This window comes from Mucilaginibacter sp. RCC_168 (assembly GCF_041355315.1).
GTDB lineage: Bacteria > Bacteroidota > Bacteroidia > Sphingobacteriales > Sphingobacteriaceae > Mucilaginibacter.
On the sequence record NZ_JBFUPN010000009.1, the window covers coordinates 68,081 to 84,493 of the forward strand.

Genomic DNA, 16,413 nt, shown 5'->3' on the forward strand with positions numbered 1-16,413 from the left:
CTTATTTAGGTTCAAATTTCAGTGTAATTAGCTTGTCAATATCAAAAATTTCGTTGCTTATTTCCAATAACTGATCGGCTGTTACGGCATTTATTTTGGCAAAAACATCGTCCAGCGTATCAATGTGGTTAAAATCAAGCAAACTTTTTGCCATTGATATGATCAGGCTCATGCGGTTCTCTTCGGCCAGCGCAATTTGCCCAATAAACTTTTCTTTGGCCTGGTGCAGCTGCAAGGTACCCAGTTTTTGCTCGCGCAATTTTTTTAATTCTTTATGTACCAGACGAGAGGCTTTTTCGGCTTTTTCGGCATCGGTTCCGAAGTAAATTGAAAAAATGCCGGTATCGGTAAGCGCGGTATAGTTTGACTCGATGGTGTAGGCAATACCATACTTTTCGCGGATCTCCAAGTTCAACCGGCTGCTCATACCCATGCCGCCTAACAAGTTATTAAGCAGCAACAGACCATTTTTATGTTGATGGGATGATGAATAAGCCTGGTTGCCAATGATACAATGCGTTTGCGATATCGGTTTTTTAATAATATGAATGCCATTTTGGTTGGCCAGCGGCGCTATCCTGTTTTTTTGAGGATGATGCGCAGGGATGCCTCCAAAGTATTTTTCGGATAGTTTGATGATCTTTTTAAAATCATAATTACCATGAACGGCAAATACCATTTCGGAGGTGCTGTAATTGGCCTGGATAAATGCACGGATATCGTCGCCATTCATTCTTCCAACAGATTCGGTCGTCCCTAAAATATTATTACCCATGGGATGACCTTTAAAAAGCAGTTCTTCAAAATCGTCCTGTATGGCTTCTTCGGGCTGGTCGAGGTAAGAGGCTATCTCGTCCAGAATTACGCCCTTTTCTTTTTCCTGCTCATCCTCCGGAAAAGTGGAGTGGAACAAGATATCTTCAAATAAGTCCATTGAGCGCTCCAGATGCTGGTTAAGCAGCGACGCATGTATACAGGTATATTCTTTTGTGGTATAAGCATTCAGATCGGCACCTACCAACTCCAGCCGATTTAAAATTTGGCTGGTGCTGCGCCTTTCGGTTTCTTTAAACAACAGGTGCTCAATAAAATGGGCAAGGCCTTCCTGTCGCTCTCCTTCATCGCGCGAGCCGGCATTTACAATAAAACAGCAATGGGTTATGGCAAAGGGCGCGTGCTTGTACAATATGCGGATGCCATTGGGTAAGGTATATGCCTGATAATCGATCATGAGGTGCAAAGATACGTTATATGCAGTATAATTATTTTGGTGCTATTGTAAGCGATTTATACTATTTTAGGGCAAAAAATCGTACATGCGTATGTAATTACTTAACATACCGAGTTTAAAATGCCCCCAAACATAAAAGTAGCCCCCACTTATGAAAATTAAAATTGCCGATCTTGAATTTGAACCCCTTATCAGCGAAAAATCTATAATAAAACGTACAACAGCTATTGGTCAGCAGTTAAACGCCGATTATCAAAATAGCATTCCTGTGTTTGTTGGCGTGCTGAACGGCAGTTTTTTGTTCATAGCCGACCTCATTAAACAAATTGACAGGCCTTGCGAAATTGCCTTTACCAAACTGGCTTCCTATTACGGCGGTACTACCAGTAAGCTCAAGATACGTGATGATATTGATTTGATCATGGATATTAAAGACCGCGATGTGGTGATCATTGAGGATATTGTAGATACCGGCAATACGCTGCATTACCTCATTGATAAATTGAAACAGCGTAACCCGTCATCTATTGCAGTATGCTCTTTATTGTTGAAACCTGCAGCTTTACTGAGCCCTATTGAAGAGCTGAAATATGTAGGCTTTGAGATTGAGAACGAATTTGTAGTAGGCTATGGCCTGGATTACCAGGAAATGGGCAGGAATCTGAGAGATATTTATAAGAAGGTGTAGTTTGAAATTCGGAATTGGGATGTTCGATTTCGGATTTGAACTATATGAGGTCATCCGAATTTATTTCGGGATCTCATTTGTTAAGTATTCCACGTTTATGGTGTTTGCCATGCATGTTGGATGCCTCCTTTCCCCGCGGTTTGTGTCCTCACAAACCGATTTGCAATTACTCATAAATCGTCATATAATGAGTTAGCCAATTAAATTTTGGATCATCCTGCTCATAGAAAGAACAGGATGAAAAATAATAGTTGTTAGGATCGTCAGCCAGATCCCAGTGTTTCTGTAATGGATTAAGATGTAAATAATCCAATTTTTGCTCCTGCATTTTTCTGTCAGCTATTTTTATAGGCAATGAATTTCGTTGCCAAAATTGATAATTCCTGCTATTGTGATCCGTTTTGAATCTTCGGAGAAGCGCATCGCTGTCCTCCCAGAGAGCTTCTAAAAATTGATGTCCGGTAAACTTCATAAAACTGGCATGTGGCATTTCCTTGCCATTCGTTTCCAGGCATTCCCATATCAAGTGTATATGATTAGGCACAATTACAAAACCATAAACTTTTATTTTTCCTTTTTTAATAAGATATATCAGGCTCTTTAACACAATGTGTTTAAACTTTTCCGTACGCAGAAGTGGTATCCAGTCAAAAATAGTTGCAGTATAAAAGTAAACGCCATTTAATTCCATAGATGGAAATTACGAAAAATAGTGGCAAGGAAGTAAGCAAGCTGCCTGTGAGGACACAGGCAGCGGTGAAAAAATGGTCTACCCCTGGTTTGTGTCCTCACAAACCTCTTTTGCCTTGAAAAGGGGGAATATGCGTTATAAAGATGAGGTATTTAACCGCTTAATTAATCAACTCCAACCATACCCGCTATCTCACTCAGGAACAAAACAGCCTGATCAATACTGTTTACGCCTTCAATACTCAGGCGCAGGGTGTTTTTTACTTCTTTGAGATTGGTTCGGCGCATATTGCTTTGTACAAAGGTGAGCACATTGCGGAAAGCATCCGACTCGAAATAGGCCGATTGTTGGTTGCTGATGAAATAGCCTCGCAATACATTCTTTTTAAGCGAGATCTTTTCAAAGCCGATAGCTTTGCCCAGCCATTGCATCCGCATGGTGTTCAGCAGATCGTTAACCTGGGGTGGTATTTTGCCAAAACGGTCATGCAACTGTTGCTGAAAAGCAGATAGTTCGGCCTCGTTCTCGAGCTTGGATAGTTCAGTGTACAGGTTATAGCGTTCAGAGATATTGGTCACGTATTCATCGGGGATCAGGATCTCCAGGTCGGTATCAATCTGGGTAAAGGAAATGAATGGACGGGGTTTATCATCCGGGAAAACGCCTTTAAATTCATCTTCTTTCAATTCCTGTATGGCTTCATCCAGAATCTTATGGTACATATCGAAACCGATCTCGGCAATAAAACCGCTTTGCTCGGCGCCAAGTAAGTTTCCGCTGCCACGGATGTCCAGATCGCGCATGGCCACGTTGAAGCCACTGCCCAGGTCGCTGAACTCCTCGATGGCACTCAGACGTTTGCGGGCCTCGCTGGTTAATGTGGATAATGGCGGGCTTAACAAATAACAATAAGCTTTTTTATTGCTTCGCCCCACACGACCGCGCATCTGGTGCAGATCGCTCAGGCCAAACATGTGGGCGTAATTGATGATGATGGTATTAGCGTTCGGAATATCCAGCCCGGCTTCAATAATGGTAGTAGCCACCAGCACATCATACTCGTGGTTCACAAATTTCAGCATCACATCTTCCAGCGCGTCGCCCTCCAGTTGCCCGTGAGCTATGCCAACACGTGCCTTGGGTACCAATTTATGGATCATACCACCCAGTTGCGGCAGATCGGCCACGCGGTTATGGATAAAGAATACTTGTCCGCCACGTTCCAGTTCAAACTCCACGGCCTCTTTGATCAGCGTATCGTTAAATACATGCAGCTCCGTAACTACCGGCTGCCTGTTTGGTGGCGGGGTAGATATGATAGAAAGATCGCGCGCCCCCATCAACGAAAAGTGAAGCGTACGCGGGATAGGCGTAGCGGTAAGCGTCAGCGTATCCACATTGGCACGCATTTGTTTCAGTTTCTCTTTGGTTGATACGCCGAATTTTTGCTCCTCGTCAATGATCATCAATCCGAGGTCTTTGAACTTAACATCCTTGCTCACCAGGCGGTGTGTGCCGATAATGATATCTACCTTGCCTTCTTTCAGCTTCTCTAAAGTATCCTTGATCTGCCGGCTTGTTTTAAACCGGTTAATGTAATCAATATTGGCCGGAAAGCCCTTGAGCCTGTCAGTAAATGTTTTGTAGTGTTGAGCGGCTAAAATAGTAGTTGGTACCAATATGGCCACCTGCTTGCTATCAGCCACGGCCTTGAATGCTGCACGTACGGCAACTTCGGTTTTGCCAAAACCCACATCCCCGCAAATCAAGCGGTCCATCGGGTGCGGCGATTCCATATCCTTTTTAAAGTCGGCAGTGGCTTTTTCCTGATCCGGTGTATCCTCGTAGAGGAACGAGGCTTCCAGCTCGGTTTGAAGATAGCTATCGGGCGAAAAGGCGTTGCCTTGCTGGGCCTTGCGCAGGGCGTAAAGCTTGATCAGGTCGCGGGCTATGTCCTTAACTTTTTTTTTTGTTGTTTTCTTAAGACGTTCCCAGGTATCGGTTCCCAGTTTATTCATCTTGGGCACAGTACCTTCTTTGCCGCTGTATTTGGATATGCGGTTAAGCGAGTTGATGTTCACATACAGCAGATCGTTATCAGCATAAATCAAGCGGATCATCTCCTGCTGTTTACCGTTAACCTCTACTTTTTCCAGACCGGCGTATTTGCCTATACCGTGGTCAATATGAGTAACGTAGTCGCCGGGTTTCAGGTCGCGCAGTTCTTTGAGCGTGATGGCCTGCGAGCGCTGGTAACCTTTTTTAAGCTTGTATTTATAGTAGCGGTCAAATATCTGGTGATCGGTATAGCAGGCCAGTTTTTGTTCATGGTCCACGAAACCTTCGCGAATAGAAACGCTGATGGGAGTGAATTTTACGGTCTTGTCGAGATCGTCTAAAATAGCATATAAACGCTCTACCTGCCGGGCAGAATCGGTGAGGATAAAATTCTCGATCTTATCGGCCTCGTTGTTTTTAAAGTTGTGGATCAGCAGCGTGAAGTCCTTATTGAACGACGGCTGAGGTCGCATATCAAAATTGATAGAGGCCGTAGGCTGATAGAAGAATTGTTTACCAAATTCCACCACCGGGAAATCAAACAGCTGGTCGGCTATCAGTTTTTCATCGGTAAAGCCAAACTTAGGATCTATCCATTCAGGGTTCTGCGTTTTTTCTTCGGCAGAGAGCGCCTTCCACAGGTTAACCGCCTTTTTAAAACCGGTTTGAATAATGTCAAGCGTAAACTGTACGTCTTTTATCCATACCTGGGTGCCGGGCTCCACATACTCCAGCAGGGATATATTGCTTTCTGTTAAAAATTTGGATTGTACATTGGGTACAATGGTAATGCTTTTAACCTGCTCAACAGACAGCTGGCTTTCGATCTCGAACGTGCGGATCGACTCAATAAAATCGCCAAAAAACTCCACCCGGTAAGGCAGATTGTGTGAAAACGAGAAGATATCAACAATGCCACCGCGAACAGAGAATTGCCCGGGCTCGTACACAAAATCAACCCGGTCAAAATCATACTCAATTAAAAATTCATTGATAAACTCAATGCTCAGCTTGCTGCCAACGGCTATCTCGAGGGTGTTTTTTTCCAGCGATGAGCGGTCGATCACCTTTTCGGCAAGCGCTTCCGGGTAGGTAACAATTAATTGCCCAAACTCATTAGAGTGGTTAAGCTCGTTGAGTACTTCGGCACGGGCCAGTACGTTGCTGCTATCGGGCTGCGTAAATTCAAATGGTTTCCGATAGGATGATGGAAAAAGTAAGGCTTCTTTACCGGTAAGGTTTTCCAGATCTGCTTGAAAATAGCCGGCCTCTTCACGGTCGGGCAGTACAAGTACCATGTGCTTGTGCTGCAAAAAATACAATGCTACCGCCATGGCCGAATCACTTGACCCGACTAAACCACGTAGCTGTATTCTTGGATTTTTGGAAGCGTTAAGGGCTGTTGCCAACGCTTTGATCCTGTCATCAGCTTTGTATCTGTCTAAAATATCACGGATGTTCAAAACTGATGCAAATGTACGGAAAAAGATTTGTGGAGAGAAGGGAGTAAGGATTTTTGGAACAAGGACCGAGGGAACAAAGATTTTTTGGAGCAAAGATTTTTGGAGCAAGGAATAAGGATTTAAAGAGCAAATGATTTTTATATGTTGTTTCGGAAAAGTCAGTAACCAGGATGGTTTTATTCCTTACTCCCAAAGTCCTTACTCTTTGTTCTTAAAAATCTTATTCCAAATAAAACAATCTCTATGAATTATTACTTTTTAATGGTAAATTCAATAAACTTATCATTATAAGCTACCTATTGTTTTAACCTAATTTTATAACCATGAAGAATGCAATTATTTGGGGTATTATCATTGGCGTATTAAGTGGAATTTGGATGTTGGTAATGCACGGTTCGGGTATTTCACCAACCGACGAAAAAGTGGCCACACTGGAGTATTTTTCATTTCTGATCCCGGCCCTTGGATTATTTATAGGGATCTACAGCTATCGTAAAAACGACTGTAAAGGTCAGATGGGGTTTTTAGAAGCCCTGATACAAAGTTTTAAGATATTAATTGCTGGTGGTATTGTAACCGTTTTTGCCACCATATTATATTTTAGCTACGCGCATGTATCCATGAGCAATGTAATTGAGGCCTCTTCGGGCCGTATATTCGGCGCTTTGCTGGTGGGGGTGCTGTTGGCATTTGCCGTATCTTTACTGTTCCATAACAAAGCGAACAAGGTTGATTAAAAGGCTCTTTTCAAAATATTTTGAACTGGTTTTCTGGGTAGCGGCCATGCTGGCCCTGGCGTTTAGTACGCCAGGCGCCGAATCGCATTTTACGTTGTGTCCTTTAAAACTCATGGGCTTCAAGTGGTGCCCCGGCTGCGGACTAGGGCATTCTATTATTTATTTGTTTCATGGCGATATCCGCAATTCCTTTCATGCCCACTGGCTGGGCATTCCCGCAGTCATCGTTATTTTTCACAGGATCTATGTTTTGGGCAAGGACAGGCTGGGTTTTGGGCGAAGGTTTGACCGTCTTGTCTGAGTTTTATCGGATAATCTTTCTTTTCCGCGTGTCATTACTGTAAGGTACGAAGCAATCCCCGATATGCAGAGCCACTCTGTACAGTTAGGGATTGCTTCGTACCTCGCAATGACGCTTGATGAGTGAGACAAAGAGGAACATTGAAGAATCTTTTTCACCGTTAAAATTTCTCCACTCACCGACTTGTTCCTGCTGCTAACCAGTTTTCCATAGGCTTGTTTTGCTTCTCGCAATACCTTTATATCATCAAACAAACGATAACCTTAAAAGCTACTAAAATGAACACTTACCCAAATCCATATATGATGTTCGACGGAATGACACCTGAGGAGTTTTCCTTTTTACAACAGGCAACAGCATCACTAACAGAAAATCAACAGCGGTATTTTATAAATATTTACGGCGGTAAAAGAAGAAACCCGCAGGATATTATGCTGGCTACTTTACTTGGTTTTGTAGGTGTATCTGGTGTGCAACGCTTCATGACCGACCAGATAGGCATGGGTCTGGTTTACTTTTTTACCGCCGGCTTTTGCTTTATCGGTACCATTGTCGATCTGATCAATTACAAAAACATCGCTACCGATTATAACAAACAAATGGCTTTTGAAAGCTTCAACATCGCTAAAATGAGCAACTAAATAAGCCCTTTGGGGATGATAGTTTCACTATATATATACAATGAAAAAATCCACCTTCTGTTACGGGGTGGATTTTTTTATTGTTTATTAGTTCACTGGGAAATGCTGATAAACCATAGTTAATACTAATGAACCAGTGAACAAATGAACTAATGAGCCAGTGCCTTATCCCTCACCGCCTTAAACTCCGAGTGCGGTTTCCAGCCAGGGAATGTGGTTTCGTTACTGAGTTTGGTGCCTATTCTGTAAAGAATATCAGCTATCTGGGCCATACCCGTAGCGTCCATGTCGGTACTGTAATTATCCGCTGGTTGATGGTAGCGTTGCGAATTGTATTCCTTTTGCTTGTCTTCCCCATAGGATGCGCCTTGTGTTTTGCTTATACTTCCATTGTTGATATCCAGCGCCGGAACGCCAAGTTTGGCAAAGTTAAAATGATCCGACCGGTAATAGCTGCCCGCACCCGGATGACGGTCGCCAACGGTAGTAAGGCCATCTTGTTTAGCTATATCGGCCACATAATCTTCCAGGTCGTTTTGGCCTTTGCCGGTAATGGCTATGTCTTTGGTTTCGCCGTAACTGCCCAGGGCATCCATGTTCAAATCGGCAATGGTTTTGTTGAGCGGATAAACCGGGTGAGTGGCATAATACTCAGAACCCAGCAAGCCTTGTTCCTCAGCGGTTACCGCTAAAAATACGATAGAACGCTTAGGCTTTTCTTTAGCCTGCTGAAATGCTTTGGCTACGCTGATGATAGCCGCTACACCACTGGCGTTATCCACCGCGCCGTTGTAAATGCTGTCGCCTTTGGCATCGGGTTTGCCAATACCCAGGTGGTCCCAGTGGGCGGTATATAAAATATATTCGCCGGGAGATGTGCTGCCTTTGATGGTGCCGATAACATTATGCGATGTAGAATATTTAAGCTTATTATTGATAGTTAAAGAAACCGACCTGTTAAGCGGAACGGCCTTGAAGCTTTTGCTGCGGGCAATGGCGCGCAAATCGCCGGTGATGCCTGCATCAGCAAAGAGTTTTTTAGCGGCATCTTCCGTGATCCAGCCTTCCACCTTACAGCGCGACATGTGTTTATCTTTCTGAGTAAGGTAAAGCTTGGCACCCGAATTACTGTTGGATACTACTTCCCATCCATAGCTGGCCGGTTCTGTTTGATGCACAATAATAACACCTGCAGCACCCTGACGGGCGGCTTCTTCAAATTTGTAGGTCCAGCGACCGTAGTAGGTCATGGTGTCGCCTTTAAATATGGTTGGGTCGCCGCTTTTAAAGCCAGGGTCATTTACCAATACCACCACGGTTTTGCCTTTTACATCCAGACCGGCATAATCATTCCAGTGATATTCGGGGGCAACAACACCGTAACCTGCGAAAACAAGTGGAGAGTTTTTAAGCTGTACCGCATCCACTTCCTGGCGGCTAAAAGTTACAAAATCTGTTAGCTTGTGCAACGTTATAGGCGATTTACCACCGCTGATCTCCATGGTTTCGGATGGTTGGCTGGTGATCTCTACCATAGGTACATCCTGTAAATAACTGCCGTTATTGCCGGGTTCAAGTCCGGCTTTTTTAAACTCAGAAGAGATATAGGCAACAGCTTTGGTTTCGCCTGCGGTAAAAGGCTTACGACCCAGGAGCGAATCATTTGCCAGCACCGCGATGCGCGATTTGATTTCATCGGGGGTTATGGTTTTTTCGCTTTCTTTGCTGCCTTTGTCATTCTGGCTGCATCCGGCCAGCAGAGCAATGCCGCTTATGGCTAATAGGTAATGGTATTTGTTTTTCATTAGGGATAATTAATGTGTTTATTTCAAATGTAGTTAAAGGAAATGCTTAGTACAAGCATAGACACTCCGTGAAAACAATAAAAGCGACCATTTGGGGTCGCCTTGTTATTATTTGTCGGTACTGTAAAATGTTCAGGCTATCTGTCTCTGTTGATAGGCAGCCTGGTCTTCTATTTTCTTAATCGCTTCAACGGTTTTCAGGAACGAATCGGGGGTTATGGAGATACTGTCGATGCCTTCTTCCACCAGGAACTGGGCAAAATCGGGATAATCTGATGGGCCCTGACCGCAGATCCCCACCTTGATCCCGGCCGTTTTTGCCGCTTTTATCAACTGTGAGATCATCATTTTTACAGCCTCGCGTTTCAGGGAGGCCTGCGTACACGATTAAAGGTTTTGTTAAATCAGTTACTTAATGCCCCTGCCAGCGAAAGGATACCCTTATTAATGCAATTACTGGCGCCTATTGCCAGCGAACGGGAATACCGCTCCATAAATCCGCAGATACAGCAGCATACCTTTAACGCGGGCGATGAAACCCGGCTCACCAAAATTTACCTTTATACCCTTAATAATTTTCACCGGGTTATTACCTTAAAGGAAATTGCCGCGGTTATTTATATGGTGCCCAATGCCTTTTGCCGGTATTTTAAATCGCGGGTGCATAAAAGCTATTTTGATTTTCTGCTGGAAGTGCGTGTAAACCATGCCTGTAAGCTGCTGAAAGAAACGGACTACAGCATCGTGATCATCAGTTATGAATCGGGTTTCTCCAACCTCTCCAATTTTAACCGGCACTTTAAAGCTATCACCGGTAAAAAACCTTTGGCAGTAAGGAAAGAGTTTCAGCGGTATTTGTAGACCTCACCACCCTCTCCTTTGGCTACTGTGTGGACACATCTTTTAATGTGCCCTGTAGGGGCTGAATGTCGGTAGAAGAAGGATCAAAAGAAATTTTTACGTGCCGTAGGTACGTCACTTTTTAACTTCGTGGGGCAAATAATAATGCATTAATAGACCCTAAGTCGGTTAGTGTAGTACCTATGGCACTAAAAGAGGTTAACTTTTATTATTGCTACCGACATTTTGCTCCTCTGGAGCAGCTTTTTTTAACTATTAGTGCATTGAAAAGATGTGTCCACACAGTAGCTCCACGGGAGGGGGTTTTAAAACAAATAAAAATCATGTCATACGAGCGATAGCGTGGCAATCTCATCGTGTTCATACATGCGATGAGATTGCGTCGTTCTCTCCACAATGACATGGGGGAGACACTTCATGGTAGCTCTCTCGAAGCATTACAGGCTGGCTCTGCGCCCTACCCTTCAACGGAAGGGGACAAGGTACGCTCCGGGAGTTTTCCCGAACTTATTTTATCCTCCCCTACCATGAACTGGTTTTTGTATGGATAAATTCTTTCTGATAGTTCAAGGGGCTTTTACCGGTTATCTGCTTAAAGTACTTATGAAAATTGGTGAAGTTGTTAAACCCGCTTTCATAGCAGAGCTGTTTCAGGGGTAGCTTGTTTTCGATCAGTAATTTGCAGGCATGCCCTACCCTGATCTCCAGTAAAAATTTGGAATAGGTTTTACGCGTGCGCGATTTAAAATAACGGCAAAAGGAGTTTGGACTGATCCCTGCCAGATCGGCAAGTTCATCCATGTGGATCTTGTTTTTGAAATTAGCCAGTGAGTATTCATATATCACGTTGATGCAATCATTCCCGGCTTTCTCTACATTCGGGCTAAAACCTATAGACGACAAGATATCGGCATGATCATACCCGGCAATAATGCTTAACGCTTCCATCAACAGGATGATCCGTTTTGAACCTTCGGCGCTAAGCAGATCTTCCATGATTTCGGCTATTGCTTTTTTTGCTCTGCCTGTAATCTGTATCCCCCGCCGGGCTTTTTCCAACACCGTTTTGATCATCTTATTTTCGGGCAGCTCTAAAAACCCGTTGCCCCAAAAGTTTTCGCAAAAATGAGCCACCCGGATATCAACAGGAGCTGTTTCTTCTTTTGAAAAATAGACGTCGTCAAATCGCCAGTAATGCGGCAGATAAGCCCCGATAATCACCATATCTCCAGCGTTGAACTGTCTGATATTATCACCTACGAACTGCGTTCCGCTTCCTTTTTTAAAATGGATCAGCTCAATTTCCGGGTGATAGTGCCACCTGTTATTAACACATGGGATAAGGTCTTGTCGTACACTAAAGGACTGAGCAGGACCTGCTGATACTTTGAGTAATTGTGGCTTCATTCAATTGGCTTTTAATTGGTTATCAAAACAAAAACTATTGCTCCCGGATAGAGATATCGGCAAAACAAACATCCTCATCCCTGATATATTCCGCGCTTTTCAAACTACGGTATACTCCCCACTTGGGCCGGCAAAATGATGTACCTTTTCTCCACAGGTCAATATCCTTATTGGTATAATTCAATAATATTTTGCCGTCTACCACCCGTTTGATGATCACAGTGTAGCTGCCGTGAGTGTCATAATGCATTGTTTCCGTTGCCTCAACCCAGGCCCCTTTAAAATCGGCCAGGTTTACTTTGGTCAAAATGCCCTGCGAACTTGCTTTTTCCGCTCCGGTATGGATAACCTCCAACTGATCGGGTTGGCCAAACCGGGGCGTAAAGGTGATGATCGGCGCCCCGGCATCGCCATCGCCAGCTTTGATCTGGTGGATGTGCGTAAATGTGTGCTGGGCTTTAAAGCCACTGTCTATTTTAAATTTCCATTTGTACTCAACCGTTTCGCCCAGTTCGCCCTTCAGCTTAGCGGCAGATGGACCGTAGGTTTTGATCTCTACCCGTTCCCGGTCGAAGTTTTTACAGCGGTCATTATCTTCCTTAACATGGCTGTGAAAAACAAACACGTACTCGTTCAGCTGTTTATCAAACGCCTCTGTAATATGTTTAACCGGATGTACGCAATCAGGTACTTCACAGGCATCACCTCCTAATACACGGGAGATCTGCTTATAGGCATTATGGCTCCCATCAGCTTTCAATACCACCTGGGCCTTTAGCGTGCTGCCCGTAAGCAGCACGCCGGCAATTAAAAATATAGGGGTATTAAATTTCATGCTTAATCAAGTGCTCCGGTTTTCATTTTACCCGCTGGGCTTGTTGTTGGGGATGCTACGGTACCTTTTACTTCCAGCTTAATTACCGTGGCTATGTTATCTGTGGCGTTAGCCGGTACATTTACGGTTAGCCCATCGTTGGATGCTTCGGTTTTTAAAACAGCCCCACCTGCAAGCATTTTGGCACTAACAATTTCATTTTTTAAACCCGGAACAACCAGTTTGCCATCTGCCGGCCAGTTAAATACAGATAAGTATAGTATAGTATTTTTACCATCGGGTTTAAGTGTGCAGCGGCCCCAGCTTAGCGGTTGTAATGGGCTTGCCTTGGTGGCATATATCGCTTCGCCATTTACCTTCATCCATTCGCCCATCTTTTTTAAGGAGGCTATACTTTCCTGCGGGAACTCGCCTTCGGCTGTGGGACCAACATTTAACAGGTAGTTGCCCCCTTTTGACGCGATATCGATGAGGTTATGGATCAATGTTTCGGGCGATTTCCATTTATGATCATAGCTTTTATAACCCCAGGTGCCATTCATGGTCATACAGGTTTCCCAGTCTTTGCCATCAAGTTCACTCAGGTTAGGGATCTTTTGCTCGGGTGTTTTATAATCGCCGGCAAAGTTGGGGCGTTTCAGGCGATCATTGGTGATGATATTGGGTTGCAGTTTAAGCAGGTCTTGCAGTTTTTGCGCAAACTCATCGGTCATATTGGTTGGGGTATCCCACCAGATCACCGCTACATCGCCATAATTGGTCAGTAATTCTTTTACCTGCGGAACAGCTACTCTATCGATATACTCGGCCATGGTTGATGTGGTTTGAGCCGGATCCCAGTGACCGGTGTGGTCTTTGGTATAAGCATCTATTTTGGCCGAATCGGGATTTGGCCAGCCTTCGGCGCTTACCTTACGGGCAGCAGCGCCACCCGGATTATTCCAGTCCTGCGCCTGGGAATAATAAAAGCCCAGTTTGATGCCATATTTTTTGCAGGCTGCAGCCAATGGTTTTAAAACATCCTTGCCGTAAGGCGTAGCATCGGCAATATTCCATTTACTTGCGTTTGATTTAAACATGGCAAAACCGTCGTGATGTTTGGCCGTGATCACAATATATTTCATACCGGCTTCTTTGGCCAGTTTTACCCAGGCATCGGCATCATACTTTACGGGATTGAATTTTTTGGCAAAAGCTTGATATTCGGCTACCGGGATCTTTGCCCGGTTCATGATCCACTCGCCGCCATGACCCACCTCATATCCCTTATACATACCTCCGAGAACGGCATAATCACCCCAATGGATAAACATACCAAAACGGGCTTCGCGCCACCATTTCATGCGCTCATCGCGCGAAAGTTCTTTTTGTGCAAAAACACTATGTATAAAAAATACGGACAGCAAACATGCTATAAAAAGTTTCTTCATCAGGTTTTTATTTCGGCAGATATAGTACTGCCTGGTTTATAATATTTACTATTGAATTAAATGAGCACAACCGATCAATGCCGGAATGGCTTGTGGTTATACTAATTGGTTATGCACATACATTTGTATTGCTTTTATCTATATACAATGCGCGTGGTGTTTGGTACCACATGAGGCTTTAAGAATCTACGCAAACGTTTTCGTTCTGACTATATTTTACTGTCAGGGCTTCTCCCCCTTTCCATATATAAACCGAAATTATTGATTGCCACATAATCATTAGCCTTCAGTACGGTCAAGCGAACCTTCCAGGCAATGGTTGCCGGAAATTTTATCACCTGGTTCCTCCCAATGGTTGTTCCCTGTGCCAACAACTTCCAATCACTATCCAACTGCGCTTCCACTTTATAAGCGGTTATATGCTGCCCCTGTTCGTTAAGTTGCAGGGTGTTTATCTCTACCGGGCCTTCCATATCAATTTCGAGCGTGGCTTTGGTTACGCCATCATTGGTACGCCAGTAAGTAGCAGGGTTGCCGTCAATCGCTTTTTCGCCGCCAAACTCGCGGGTACTTCCTTTTACATCGCTGGTGTTTACCGGGCGGTCTATGGCTTCATTAAAGCCCAGTTTATCCCTCTGCGTTTTAAGCGGCAACAGGCTTACCTGCTTATTCGGAAACATATCGACAGTGTTACCTGTGTACCCTATATTTTTAAGCCCTTTTGTTCCCAGGCGTTCGGCCAGTTGGGCCAGATAAAGGCTTTGAATCTCCACCGGCGAACCGTGCGAATCAAAATTACCATCGGGCAAAACGGGTGCGCTGTCAAATAAGCGTGCGGTTTGTTCGCGTTTGCCAATACAGCCAATGGCCCAGTTTACCGCACCTGGCGGGTTTTGTATAACGTATGTTTTAGCTATACAATTCCAGGCTACAGCCCATCCCATCGTCCAGCCGTGACCGGAGCCCGCGATGCCCCGGTTCATGAAATCTATCCCCCCATCAGGTACGGTACAGTTATCAACCAAAAGCCCGGTTGCCCAGCGTTGATGAGGTTGTACACGGCTTCGCGTTCCCCTAAAGGTGCAATTGAGTAAAACATTGGGACCAGCAATTAAGGACGAGGTCCAAACAAAATACATATTGCCGCCGGTGATCTCGCAGCGGTCGATCAGGTTTTGTCCCCCTTCTAAACTAAAATCTGTGGGTTTGGACGCACCCAAATTGGCGTAAGTGTGCTTCACAATCACTTTTTCCATCGTAATGCGGTTACCAGCAAGCACCGTGGTGTTCATGGTTTCTTCGCAATACACATCTTTTACCCAGCAATCGTCGCCGCCCACACGGATACCGGCATAGGGCGCATGGCCGTAATCAATTTCGAGCGGCGGGCATTGGATATGTATATTTTCGACACCCACCTGCGTAACCCGCGATACCGGTTTTGCTTTTATAATGATTGTACCCGGAGGATTTAAAAACTGCGCATCATAAGAGTCGGCCAGGGGAATATCAATAGTGAGTTTATTACCGGAGATGGCTACTATCTTCCTTTTGGTAACACCCCGGGAGCCTGCTTTGAGCCAGGTTTCTTTTTTACCGTCGCGCCACATATTATCCATGCCCATAAAATGTACCCAGCTTTCGGTTACCGGGCGATTGATGGCAATCGTATCACCAACAACAAATCCCGAAGCATCAGCAACGGTAAAAGATGTACTGCCCGATGGCACGTAAGCATCGGTAATAATGGTTTTGACTGTATTAGCCGCGCCGCTATCTGCCCTTTCTGTCCGGCCTAAGGGCACATTGGTGTTGCCGCGGCCAATAACTATAGCCGTATGATGTTCTCCAACCATTTTGATGGTGGTACCGTTTGCCCCGCTTCCATTGCCGCGCAGCACCACTCCGCTTGTTGATAAAAGAATTGGGCCCGAACAGGTAAAGATTCCCGGAGCCAACTCTACCGCACCTCGAAATCCGTTTTGCTGGGGCAATGCCGATACTTCATCTATAGCTTTCTGAATAGCCTGGGTATCATCACTCCCCGATGGTTTTACTATGCGTTTTACAAGCACAGCGGGGAATGCCACGCCACCGCCCATATAACCCGCGGACGAAAAATCCATGATCCTATCGCCGCTTGGGGTAGTTTTATAAACCAGCTTACCATCCTTAGCCCGGTATACCCACTGACTTTTACTTTTTTGTGCGAAAGTACTGGCTGTTATCAACCAGCATAATATAAATACACTAATGTTTTTCATT

General features: G+C 44.6%; 14 protein-coding genes. 5 read left to right on the top strand and 9 right to left on the bottom strand.

Annotation, left to right across the window (positions count from 1 at the left end):
* Window position 1 precedes the first annotated feature (1 nt).
* Window positions 2-1,228, bottom strand: a complete 1,227-nt coding sequence (locus tag AB6735_RS10075; protein WP_370995954.1) for a M16 family metallopeptidase — start codon at window positions 1,226-1,228, stop codon at window positions 2-4.
* A 154-nt stretch (window positions 1,229-1,382) separates the two neighbouring features.
* On the opposite strand from AB6735_RS10075, the gene hpt reads away from it, so the two are divergent.
* Window positions 1,383-1,919, top strand: coding sequence for a hypoxanthine phosphoribosyltransferase (gene hpt, locus AB6735_RS10080; RefSeq protein WP_370995801.1), 537 nt, complete (start codon window positions 1,383-1,385; stop codon window positions 1,917-1,919).
* A 166-nt stretch (window positions 1,920-2,085) separates the two neighbouring features.
* Here the strand turns inward: hpt and AB6735_RS10085 are convergent, their stop codons facing one another.
* Both AB6735_RS10085 and mfd read right to left on the bottom strand, forming a co-directional pair.
* A complete protein-coding gene (locus tag AB6735_RS10085; RefSeq protein ID WP_370995802.1) occupies window positions 2,086-2,610 on the bottom strand; it encodes a transposase in 525 nt (174 codons plus the stop codon).
* A gap of 164 nt (window positions 2,611-2,774) precedes the next feature.
* Window positions 2,775-6,131, bottom strand: a complete 3,357-nt coding sequence (gene mfd, locus AB6735_RS10090; RefSeq protein WP_370995803.1) for a transcription-repair coupling factor — start codon at window positions 6,129-6,131, stop codon at window positions 2,775-2,777.
* 323 nt (window positions 6,132-6,454) lie between these two features.
* Here mfd and AB6735_RS10095 point away from each other — a divergent pair, with 323 nt between their 5' ends.
* From AB6735_RS10095 to AB6735_RS10105, 3 genes are all read left to right on the top strand, one after another.
* Window positions 6,455-6,868 carry a DUF4199 domain-containing protein gene (locus AB6735_RS10095; RefSeq protein ID WP_370995804.1) on the top strand — a complete coding sequence of 138 codons (414 nt, stop codon included), beginning with the start codon at window positions 6,455-6,457 and terminating at the stop codon, window positions 6,866-6,868.
* Entirely contained in the window at window positions 6,861-7,169 is a 309-nt protein-coding gene (locus AB6735_RS10100) for a DUF2752 domain-containing protein (protein WP_370995805.1), read from the top strand. Before AB6735_RS10095 ends, AB6735_RS10100 begins: the two co-directional genes overlap by 8 nt.
* A gap of 278 nt (window positions 7,170-7,447) precedes the next feature.
* Window positions 7,448-7,810 (top strand): TM2 domain-containing protein, encoded by a 363-nt coding sequence (locus AB6735_RS10105; RefSeq protein ID WP_090473867.1) that lies wholly within the window; start codon window positions 7,448-7,450, stop codon window positions 7,808-7,810.
* Window positions 7,811-7,959: 149 nt separating this feature from the next.
* On the opposite strand, the gene AB6735_RS10110 is transcribed toward AB6735_RS10105, so the two are convergent.
* Window positions 7,960-9,615 carry a M28 family metallopeptidase gene (locus AB6735_RS10110; RefSeq protein WP_370995806.1) on the bottom strand — a complete coding sequence of 552 codons (1,656 nt, stop codon included), beginning with the start codon at window positions 9,613-9,615 and terminating at the stop codon, window positions 7,960-7,962.
* A gap of 132 nt (window positions 9,616-9,747) precedes the next feature.
* Window positions 9,748-9,963 (bottom strand): putative PEP-binding protein, encoded by a 216-nt coding sequence (locus AB6735_RS10115; RefSeq protein ID WP_370995807.1) that lies wholly within the window; start codon window positions 9,961-9,963, stop codon window positions 9,748-9,750.
* 48 nt (window positions 9,964-10,011) lie between these two features.
* On the opposite strand from AB6735_RS10115, the gene AB6735_RS10120 reads away from it, so the two are divergent.
* Complete coding sequence (locus AB6735_RS10120; protein ID WP_370995808.1) at window positions 10,012-10,476, top strand: helix-turn-helix domain-containing protein; 465 nt, start codon at window positions 10,012-10,014, stop codon at window positions 10,474-10,476.
* A 522-nt stretch (window positions 10,477-10,998) separates the two neighbouring features.
* On the opposite strand, the gene AB6735_RS10125 is transcribed toward AB6735_RS10120, so the two are convergent.
* The 4 genes from AB6735_RS10125 to AB6735_RS10140 form a co-directional block, all read right to left on the bottom strand.
* The gene (locus AB6735_RS10125) at window positions 10,999-11,883 is read right to left on the bottom strand and encodes an AraC family transcriptional regulator (RefSeq protein ID WP_370995809.1); all 885 of its coding nucleotides are present in this window, start codon (window positions 11,881-11,883) and stop codon (window positions 10,999-11,001) included.
* A gap of 34 nt (window positions 11,884-11,917) precedes the next feature.
* Window positions 11,918-12,718: a hypothetical protein gene (locus AB6735_RS10130; RefSeq protein WP_370995810.1), complete on the bottom strand. Its 801-nt coding sequence runs from the start codon at window positions 12,716-12,718 to the stop codon at window positions 11,918-11,920.
* Between the two features lie 2 nt (window positions 12,719-12,720).
* Window positions 12,721-14,148 (bottom strand): alpha-L-fucosidase, encoded by a 1,428-nt coding sequence (locus tag AB6735_RS10135; RefSeq protein ID WP_370995811.1) that lies wholly within the window; start codon window positions 14,146-14,148, stop codon window positions 12,721-12,723.
* Between the two features lie 209 nt (window positions 14,149-14,357).
* Complete coding sequence (locus AB6735_RS10140; RefSeq protein ID WP_370995812.1) at window positions 14,358-16,412, bottom strand: discoidin domain-containing protein; 2,055 nt, start codon at window positions 16,410-16,412, stop codon at window positions 14,358-14,360.
* Window position 16,413: the final 1 nt, after the last annotated feature.